The organism is Sagittula marina, assembly GCF_014196795.1.
In the GTDB taxonomy this organism is placed as follows: domain Bacteria; phylum Pseudomonadota; class Alphaproteobacteria; order Rhodobacterales; family Rhodobacteraceae; genus Sagittula; species Sagittula marina.
Map to the genome: position 1 here is coordinate 1 of NZ_JACIEJ010000031.1, position 9,407 is coordinate 9,407.

Annotated in this window: 9 protein-coding genes, 1 tRNA gene and 1 rRNA gene; 4 read left to right on the forward strand and 7 right to left on the reverse strand. The window is 62.6% G+C overall.

The features are described 5' to 3' along the window. Window positions 1–220 precede the first annotated feature (220 nt). Window positions 221–336, forward strand: a 5S ribosomal RNA gene (gene rrf / locus GGQ68_RS23865). 43 nt (window positions 337–379) lie between these two features. Beyond that, a tRNA-Met gene (locus GGQ68_RS23870) sits at window positions 380–456 on the forward strand. A 122-nt stretch (window positions 457–578) separates the two neighbouring features. Here the strand turns inward: GGQ68_RS23870 and GGQ68_RS23875 are convergent. From GGQ68_RS23875 to GGQ68_RS23895, 5 genes are all read right to left on the reverse strand, one after another. Further along, window positions 579–839 carry a hypothetical protein gene (locus GGQ68_RS23875; protein ID WP_183970496.1) on the reverse strand — a complete coding sequence of 87 codons (261 nt, stop codon included), beginning with the start codon at window positions 837–839 and terminating at the stop codon, window positions 579–581. Beyond that, window positions 821–2,140, reverse strand: coding sequence for a recombinase family protein (locus GGQ68_RS23880; protein ID WP_183970498.1), 1,320 nt, complete (start codon window positions 2,138–2,140; stop codon window positions 821–823). The genes GGQ68_RS23875 and GGQ68_RS23880 overlap by 19 nt, the downstream gene beginning before the upstream one ends. Before the next feature lie 766 nt (window positions 2,141–2,906). After that, window positions 2,907–5,108, reverse strand: a complete 2,202-nt coding sequence (locus GGQ68_RS23885) for an AAA family ATPase (protein WP_183970500.1) — start codon at window positions 5,106–5,108, stop codon at window positions 2,907–2,909. A 74-nt stretch (window positions 5,109–5,182) separates the two neighbouring features. Beyond that, window positions 5,183–6,106 carry a GIY-YIG nuclease family protein gene (locus GGQ68_RS23890; protein WP_183970502.1) on the reverse strand — a complete coding sequence of 308 codons (924 nt, stop codon included), beginning with the start codon at window positions 6,104–6,106 and terminating at the stop codon, window positions 5,183–5,185. Window positions 6,107–6,242: 136 nt separating this feature from the next. After that, on the reverse strand, window positions 6,243–6,785 hold the full coding sequence (locus GGQ68_RS23895) for a hypothetical protein (RefSeq protein WP_183970504.1): 543 nt from the start codon (window positions 6,783–6,785) through the stop codon (window positions 6,243–6,245). A 130-nt stretch (window positions 6,786–6,915) separates the two neighbouring features. Here GGQ68_RS23895 and GGQ68_RS24965 point away from each other — a divergent pair, with 130 nt between their 5' ends. Continuing rightward, window positions 6,916–7,095, forward strand: a complete 180-nt coding sequence (locus GGQ68_RS24965; RefSeq protein ID WP_130033033.1) for a toxin-antitoxin system HicB family antitoxin — start codon at window positions 6,916–6,918, stop codon at window positions 7,093–7,095. Between the two features lie 335 nt (window positions 7,096–7,430). Here the strand turns inward: GGQ68_RS24965 and GGQ68_RS23905 are convergent, their stop codons facing one another. After that, window positions 7,431–7,694 (reverse strand): hypothetical protein, encoded by a 264-nt coding sequence (locus tag GGQ68_RS23905; protein WP_183970506.1) that lies wholly within the window; start codon window positions 7,692–7,694, stop codon window positions 7,431–7,433. 114 nt (window positions 7,695–7,808) lie between these two features. Here GGQ68_RS23905 and GGQ68_RS23910 point away from each other — a divergent pair, with 114 nt between their 5' ends. After that, window positions 7,809–9,062 carry a plasmid recombination protein gene (locus GGQ68_RS23910; RefSeq protein WP_183970508.1) on the forward strand — a complete coding sequence of 418 codons (1,254 nt, stop codon included), beginning with the start codon at window positions 7,809–7,811 and terminating at the stop codon, window positions 9,060–9,062. 114 nt (window positions 9,063–9,176) lie between these two features. On the opposite strand, the gene GGQ68_RS23915 is transcribed toward GGQ68_RS23910, so the two are convergent. Further along, the coding region (locus GGQ68_RS23915) for a transposase (RefSeq protein WP_183970510.1) at window positions 9,177–9,407 on the reverse strand (231 nt) is incomplete at its 5' end.

Sequence of the window (9,407 nt, forward strand, 5' to 3'; positions counted from 1 at the left end):
TGCAGCAATGCATTCAGTTGACCGGTACTAATGGTCCGATAGGCTTGATTTGATCCAGTAACAGCAAGGTTCGTCACCAAGACAAACCAACCTGTACGGTCACAAGCATACACAACAATCAGTGTACGAGACCTGGACAACACAAAGGCCAAATACTGGCCCCAAGTTGATTGATGGCGCTGCAATAAAATACATGCAGCGTCCTTCTGAGCTTTCTTGGTTTGGTGGTCATAGCGTGAGCAATACACCCAGCCCCCATTCCGAACCTGGCCGTTAAGTGCCACCGCGCCAATGGTACTGCGTCTCAAGACGTGGGAGAGTAGGTCACCGCCAAACCTAGTAAGCACAGATATCTCTCTATACCTTGTCCGACCATTGGCGCGGGATGGAGCAGCCCGGTAGCTCGTCAGGCTCATAACCTGAAGGTCGTAGGTTCAAATCCTACTCCCGCAACCAACTAATACATCAAAAGCGCCCAAGACAAACAGCTTGTGGCGCTTTTGATGTGTTCAAAATCTCACAAATTCAGTACTTCGACGAGGTCTCCCGACAAGGGGACCTGTCTGCGGCGAAACCCCTCACCATGATGTAGAGGCTGCGCGAACTCTGAAACGGCGAACATCGGAGATCAGGGCCCGCATCGCTTCGGCGGCCTGGACCCGAACTGCTGGGTCTGAAAGGGCATTGAACAGATTGCCGATCTTCTGGCGGTAGAGATCGCCGAGGCTCGGGTGCATCCGCAGGACGGCCGGCTCTGGCGATTCCGCAACCTGGGCCGCGAGGCTCCGCTTTCGATCCTCGAGCGCCGCCATCTTCTCCTTCATCGAGGGGTGATACATGCCATCCTCGATGGCTGAGAGGAGGCCGGCGATCTTCTTCTCGACTTGGGCGAGCTCCCGCTCGGCCTTTGCGCGCGCGGCCTGCGTGTCGGCTTGTGCCGCGTTCCAGGCCGTGCGGTATTCCTCGACGAAGGTGCCGAGGAGGGCAGGGTGGAGCAGGCGTTCCCCAAGACCGGCCAGGATCCGCTCTTCGACTGCTTCGCGGCGGATGGTGGTTCGGTTGGTGCAGATGGCGGTTCCCTTGTTGCGCACCGCCGAGCACCCATACCGGGTCTTGTTGATGAGTGTGTAGGTTGCCCGCAGCATCCGCATTTGATCAATCCTGAGAGCAGGTAGGTCGGGCGGCGTGCCCGCTCGGGGCGAAGTCCACCGTACTGAACCCCTGCGGGGTTCATGTCGTCGCGGATCGCTCCCTGCCTCTCCTTCACCCGTTGCCAAAGATCGTCGTCGATGATCCGGAGATGCTCGACCTCCCGGATCACCCACTTCTCTGGCGGGTTCAGCCTCGCCTGCCGCTTGCCGGTCGCGGGATCCTTGACGAACCGCTGCCGGTTCCAGACCAGGAGGCCGATGTAGGCCTCGTTGTTGAGGATCCCGGTTCCGCGTTTCCAGTTGCCAGAGATAGTGGATGGACCCCAGGTCCCGGCATTTTTGCCGTTCGCAGGGCTGCAGATGCCCTCCGCAGTCAGCGAGGCGGCGAGCGCGCGGGCAGACAATCCGGCGGCATAGCCCTCAAAGATGCGCCGAACCGTGGCGGCCTCGTTCTCGACGATCTCGCGTTCCCCAGTGGTCACCGTGCCGTCGGTGCGAAGTGCTCTCACCGCGCGATAGCCATAGCTGATGCCGCCCGCCGACTTCCCGTCACGGACGCGGCCTTCCAGACCGCGATGTGTCTTCTGGGCGAGTTGCTTGAGAAAGAGGGCCGACATCGTGCCGCCGAGGCCGATGTGCATCTCGTTGATCTCGCCCTCGGCCTCGGTCACGACCGACACATCGAGGAAGCTCATGCGCTTGTGCAGGGCTGCGATATGCTCCTGATCGCGCGACAGCCGGTCGAGCGCCTCTGCGACAATGATGTCGAACTGGCCGTTCATCGCGGCCTGCTGCATCGTCTGGACGCCAGGCCGCAGGTGCGAGGCGCCACTCATGGCCTCATCGGTGAAGACTTCCACCACGCGCCAGCCGCGATCGGCGCAAAGCGACCGGCACACGCGGACCTGGTCCGTAATCGATGCGGCAGATTGCAGGTCGCTCGAGTACCGCGCGTAGATCGCGGCGCGGACAGGTGCATCTGGTGTCATGGCTTACTCCTTTGGATCGGAGGCTGCGATCTCGTCGCGCACGGCCTGCTGTGCGAGCAAACGGACGAGATGGCGCAGCGCGGGATGGAACGGCTCCGGCGGTACGCAAACGCCGGGACGAGACGACGTAGGTTCCAGGGGCGCCGCCGCGGATGGCGTCTCCTCTGGGTCTGCGTGTCTTGTCCGCTCCCGTGCCACTGGCCGAGTTCTCCCGATCCCCCGCCGGTAAGTGCTGCGGGAGGTGCAAAATGGTGATGATCTGTCCGGGATGTGTCCCGGTGGCTGTTGTCATCATCATATCGCGTGCGCACGGGCAGGGTCGCCTGCCACGAGAGGGTGCCGAGGGGCGTTTGGTCGGGATTATGTGGAAAACCCAGGGGCGAGACATGCGGGGGCAGGGCGGTGGCGAGACGAGACGCCTCGGCAGCGCGCGGGTTCGGTTGGTCAAAATATTACCTGAAGGGAGTTCTCCGTAATGCGGCAGGCACGGGCAGCTTTGATGTAGGATGGGGCGACCTTTGCCCGATGTTTGCGATTTGATTTTGTGCCACCGGACCTCGTTGTCGCCGTCGTTGCGCAGGCCACTTGGCGATGGTGGCCGTAGGAGGCGAAGTTTGCGAATAGTGTTCGTGCAAAGCGCGGGCGCGCCCCGCGCCATCGTCGCGACTTTGCAAATTCCTTTATGGCAAAACGGGGCTCCGGGCGATGTGATTGCTGCTGGAACAGGGAAGCGCGCCAAGGCGGACGCACTCCCATGTCCGTGCTCCTAATCGGAGGGATCTCCGTTCGGGCCTGTCTCTGTGAGGTCCCCCGGCTGCAGTCCGGAGAGCCAGGGATGAAGATCGGCCTCCTGAAGTTCGCGTTGCTCGACGAGATGTGCTGACAGTTGCTCCATCAGATTGCGATGCGGTTCAAGAAGTTTGCGGGCATGGCGTTCGAACTGGTCGAGTTTGGCGCGAAGGCGATGGATCTCGTCCGCGGTCAGGCGCTGCATGTTCGCCGGGCCGAACCAGCCGTTGCCATTGATTCCAAGTCCGAATTCCCGGTCAAACTGCAACTGGAGCGCGGAGGCTTGTGCAAGATCGCTTTCGACGCTGCCGCCGGCGCCCGCGCTGATCGCGCCAAGGCACAGGCGCTCGGCAGCCCGTCCCGCGAGAATGATCGTCAGCTCGTTCTCGAACTCGGGTGCTGTTCCCTCACGAATGGCCGAGGCGCGGGAGGTCGAACCTCCGTCCGATGACAGCTGCATCCGGCGGACTGGTCCTGCGCCGAGTACGGTTGCCGCGATTGCATGCCCGGATTCATGGATCGCGATCCGGTGGTCGAAAGCGGGCGCGGGTTCTGGGCGCGAGGCCATCAGTAGGTCGGGCCCGAACGGTTGACCTGAGCGCCGCGCCGCCAATCTTGTGGCGCGGATGGCCGCATCGATCACTGCAGGCGTCTCGCCCGCGAAACGGCGCACCAGCTGATCCAGATGTTCCTCTCGGGCATCCGGAAGCGCGCGGGCCAGCATGTGCCTGATCTGTGCCTTGGTCGGGCGGTTGAGGCTGCAATGCAGATCGAACCTCCCCGGCCGCAGGATCGCGGGGTCCAGATCCTGAGGATGATTGGTGGCTCCCACCAGGATGACACCTTCCGCGCGTTGCAGCTGATCGATCTCGGCAAGGAACTGATTGATGACCTGGGTTCGGTATGTGACCGCGTGCCGGTCCGTGCTGCCGCGGGATCCGGCGGCATCGGTCTCATCAATGAACAGCACGCTTGGCCGCTTGCGCAGCGCCTCGCTGAAACTCTGGCGCATGGCGCGTAGCATGTCGCCCAAGTGGCCCATGGATTGCCAGCCGCCGAAAGAGGCCTCGACGATCGTTACGCTAGCGGAGGCGGCAATGCCGCGTGCCAGCACACTCTTACCTGTTCCCGGTGGGCCCGAGAGCAGGATCGAGTGAGAGAGCTCGCTCCATCGGGCGTCGCCGCGCCGCCAGGCCCCGAGATCGGAGACGATGGCAGCCGCGGCCTGATGCGCGGGGCTGTCGCCGCCGATCTGCTCCAGCGTCATGTCACCTGAGCCGGTGTCGTCCGGTGCTTGAAACGTTGCGAGCGCCCGCGCCACTGCTGCGGCATCGGGCTCTCGCAGAGCCGTGAACAGGCTGAGCCTGTCGATATCTGCCAAGGCCGCATCGCCCGGCAGAAGCGGGCGGATATGCTCGCGGTCGATCTTGTTTGTGGCGGAGTGCGTCATGGCGACAAGCGCGAGCAGGATCTCGCGGTCCGGACAGGCGAAACGGATCGTGGCTGGCAGGACCCGGCGCAGCCGCGCGGGCAGTCGGGTACCCGCGGGCAGCAGGATCATGACCGGGTGCGGCATCCTCATGGCCGCCAAGATTTCGGTTTCGAGCTTGGTGTAGGCTTGTTCGGGCACGATGCGACTCGACGGATCGACGGGACGCAGCAGTTGCAGGATTCCGCTCCGAGCAGCGCGCGGCGCGCGCATGTGCGCGGACCAGCCTTCGGGCAGATGCAGCCTGCCGATCGAGGTCGCGGTGCCGGCAAGCTGCTGCGGATCGATGCCGTCGATCACCGTGACCTTGCGTCGATGGAGGGTGTCGAGGAATGCGGGCTCCGTGCAGAAGGTGGCTGCGAGCTGCAGCGCGGTCAGGATCTTGCCCGGCTCGATGAACCGTTTGGGCGTATCGGCGCCGGTCTCGTCAAGCGTCCAGCCGTCGACGCCTGCCGCGCGCATCGCTTCAAGATCGCGGGAATCGTGCCGCTGGCTGTGCTCCAGCTCGTCGAAGAGCGCAACCGCGCTCTGGTTGGTCGGCCTCTCGGCCGGATCGATCTGGTCGCCCTCTGTTGCGAGGTCGAGATCATAGCGGTCGTCGGCCTCCGCCGTGCGGAGGCGGCGCAGGATCGTGCGGGCATAGGGGCCCCAAGGGGCGCTAGTGGACTTCGGCATGTCGCGGTGCTCCATGACAAGGGGAAGGGGGCCGGCTGACGCCGGTTCTTTCCGTGAGAAGGGGAAGGTGAGGGAAGGAAGGGGCAGGGTCAGACGGAGGGGTCGGTGCCGAGCTGGCTCAACATGGCAAGGATCGTGGGCTCGAGCCGTGCATCGTAGATCTCGGACTTCACGCGCAGATGCGCGCGGTACCTGGCAGGCGGGATGATCGCGTTGGGATGCGCACGCTTCAGGGCGCCGTGCATGCGCTTCTCGAGGCTTTGGGCTTTGCGACCGGTGCTGACCGCAACCGTCCGCAGGATGGCCCCGCCGATCTCGGGACCGCACATCAGCTGGTGATGCAACCGGCTCCGCGGGTTGTTTGAGTAACCGAGCTTGACCATCTGCTGCGCGTTCGGAAGTCCGAACCGCATGCAATAGAGAAAGCTCGGAGCGGTCGCCCAGCCCACGCCGCAGCGCCCGCAGGAGATCCGCTCGGATTGCATGTTGGCCCGTGCGAGTTCCTGTTCGTGGCTACAGCTGTGGCGATAGAGGCGATAGTTCGGGCCGCGGTCGACCGCGGGGCCGATCAGCTTCCAGCCTGCGGCGCAGGCTTCGGCCTCTTCCCTCTGCCGCTGGCAGGTCTCGCAGCGCAGTGCGTGTTCTCCGCGCGCGATCTGCCGGACACGTCCGAACTGCCGGCGGATGGTGTGTCCACAGCCCGCACGGTAGAACCCGTGCCGGTGGTGGTCGGGGTCACGGCGCAGCCATTCGAGGCCCGCGGTGGCGGCGTCTTCCCGCCAGCGATCTTTGACGCAATGCGGGCAAAGCGGGACGTGGTCCATCAGCACGTTGCGCTTGCTGCGATGCTCCCTGCCGCAGCGGTCGCACTTGAGCATGATCTGATACCGATCCGCACCACGGCGCGTGAGCCGAAACCCCTTGTCGCGCGCCATCTGCTGCCAATGGGCAGGGATCGGAATCGTTACGGCAAGCGGCACGGCCGGGGAGATGTTATGGTCAGACTGGGTCATGAGAAGACCTCCGGAAAGAGCGTGGCCAGCCCGCTGCCCGTGAGGGCGCGGTGGGCGACACGCGTAAACTGTGAGTAGACACGGGGGACCCGCCCGGCGTGGAGCGCGCCGGCTGGTCAGCTGAAAGGCGGGGAGATCAGATCGCGCAGGTCGCGATCAGCGCGCTTGGCTCGGCATCAGAACTCGGCTCGGCCCAAGCCACGACCGGGTCATTGAACTCGCCAAGCTCGGCAATGGCGTCGATCTGTTCGTGGCAGATCCTCAGCATCTGCCGCGTTCGGGTCGCGGTCACGCCGGCATCCAGGCAGGCGAAGAGCTCTGCATGGGTGCCAAGCAGACGGTGCAGGTCGGTGAAGGCGACCTCGGTAGCGCTCTCGACCAGCGCACGCGTGAGCATGGCCGAACGCTTCAGAGGCAGATCTTCGCGGCGTTGAACAGGCAAGGCGGCGATACGGCCCGACAGGCTCAGTACCTCGGCCCGGGCGCCCTCGGCGTCTGTCGTCCAGGACAGGAACGCGGGGTCAAAACAATCCGCATGCTCAAGATCGCGTTCGAACTCGATGTACGCGGCGAGCGCGATGTTCAACTGCGTGAACTTGCGCGAGATGATGCTGTGCGAAAACACGTCGCGCGATGCTTCCGTCACGCTGGGCCGCGTGATAGCGATGGTGTTAGCCATGTGGGTCTCCTTGCCGAGATCGGTATGGTTAGGCCCTCGTGGATGTTCCAGCATCAGCGGGGGCCGTTTGCATTGTGTAGGTAATGTATATACACTTGAATCTGGAAAGTAAAGAGGATGTATATACAAAATGAGAGAGAAAAAGACCTCTCAGATTAACCTCCGTATCTCGCCTAGCCTTAAAGAGGCTGCGGATCGTGCGGCTGCAGCAGATCAGAGATCCCTAACGTCATTGATTGAGAAATTGCTCACCGAGCATCTTCGGAAGAACGGATACATGGGCGAGGGGAATGGTCAGAGCGACCTGTGACGTTTGCAGAAGCAGTTCGCCAGCGGCTCGCAGTAAACGCGTGATTGGCAGCCTGATTAACACCGTCCTAGGAAAACCGAAAAACTAAATGACATCCTAGCCCGGTCAGGGCGGGTCCAGCAGGCTGCTGGCCGCAGGAAGCATGGGGAGGGCGAAGCCGGAGACAGGCGGACGAGGACGGGATCGAAGGGGGTATCCCCCTCGCGAACGGGTATGTTGAAGATACGGGGGCACCCCGGGGCTGCAATATACCTAGTGAGTAAGTTCGTTGAAAATCCGCATAAGTTTGTGTCGGAATTTTCGCCGGGATCCTGGAGATTCGAGAGGTCAAGAGATCATCGAGGTTCAGAATGCCCGCAAATACAGAGATTGCCAAGCCCGTTCCGTCCCCCGGAGAGCAGGTCACCGCGGCTTACCCCATCGTGCTGCGCTTCAAGGGAATGGCGCCTGACCTGATGCACAGGTTCGTCTTGCATGACGGCAGGAGCGGCGGCGATCTCTCGCATGTCGATCTCGAGGCCACTTGGGAAAATCGCGTTCTGCGTGGACGCCCAGATTGGCATGCAAAGGTGAAGCAGCGCATCCACCTTGTTCGCCATGCCAACCACCGCGAAGAGATCCGCGCACAGCTTGCGAAACACCGGATCAAGGCAGCGAAGGAAATTCTTCTGGAGGGGTCTTCCGATCCCTGGAGGCCGAGCAAGGAGGGACCCATGCGCGAAGGCATCCTGACAGTTCACAAATCCTTCTTCGGTGGTGTCGGTCGACTGGAGTGGGAGGCGAAAAAGGTCGAGGCCTTCAAACAGCGTGCGCTCGAGTTTCTGAAAGAGCACTTCCTTGGTGACCAGCTGCTGTATGTTGTCGCGCACGAAGACGAGGAGGCCTACCATCTTCATTTCGTCGTCGCGGTCTGGCACGAGAAGCACAGTGCCAACCGCGGGCGCCAGATTGTGCTGCAGCCATCAGCCAACCCGCTGCTCGCGAACTACGAGCATGCACAGGATCTTGCGGGGATGGCCTTCACCGATCTCGGAATCTGCCGCGGTGAGCGGCGGGCCGAAGCGCGCAGGGAGGCACGGCGCAAACAGGAGGTCGTTCCGCCGCCACGCCGCCACGTGACGCCTTCGGCGTGGCGCTCAGAGCAGATCGTCAAGGGGAAGGCCACGGCAAACCGGATAATTGCAGAGGCAAGTGCGGCTGCCGAAGCGGTGACGGTGGGCGCTCGCCCGGATGCCGAGAAGACAATTCGCAAATGTCGCAAGCGCGCAATTAAGGACGCGCGCCGTCGGAATGTCGCGATGCAGAAGGCCGAGAGAGTCGCAGAGCGTCAAATGGCCGAGTTGCAGGGCGCGTTGGTGGAAAAGCAGAGTGAAGTCTCGGCCAAGCAGGCGCAGATCGACGCGCTGGTGGAAGCGCAAGAGGATGTGAACACCAAGGCGCTGGCGGCAATCGCGGAGAAGAAGGCAGAGTTCGACAGCCTCCGAACGCGTGTGCGCGAGATGAAGCAGGAGGTTGTCGAGCTCTCCAGTCAGGCAGAGGCGGAGAGGACACAGGTCACGGTGCTGTGCGCGCAGGTGCAGGCTGAAGGCGCTCGGGTCGATGCGGTGAAAGCGCGGTACCAAGAGGCGCTGGCGTTGGGCTTGCGGTTGTTCGAGCGCCGTCAGAGCCGCTGGGAACCGCTTCGCCCAGACGAGCCGCGGCAGCTCGTCTGGGTGCAGGACGGCCGGAAGCCCACACCCTTGCCCAAAGTTGTCGAAGACAATTTGGCTCCGGCTAAGTCGCTGCTCGAGTTGATCATCGAGCTCATCTGCCAGATCCTGGAGGCGCTGTTCGCTCCACGCGAACTGGCCGTGGTCCAGGAGGTCGAGATCATCCAGCAGGCGCGTGTGGAGCTGGGGCTGGAGCCCGACATGACAATCGAAGACGTCTTAAAGCGAAGGGCGGTCGAAGAGGAGCCGACGCTCTGATGGGAAATGCCTAGACTTTAGCGCAATGCCCGGCGGATAAGTCGTGAGTGTCTCGTTGGTAGCTCTTCAATGTTGTGACATGCGAGAAAGCACTTCGATGTCGAGGAAGCTAGGTCATGTTGACAAATGGCGCACCCAAAGGCGTATCGACGTGATGTCGATGAAGCCCAGGAAGCTCTCCGCAGTTTTGTCGTAGCGCGTGGCGACGCGGCGGGCGTTCTTCAGCTTGTTGAAGCACCGTTCAACCAGATTGCGTAGCCGGTAGAGGGAGCGGTTGACCCCGACGCGCATCTTGCGTGATTTCCGCATCGGGATGACCGGCAGAACGTCACGCCTGTCCATGGA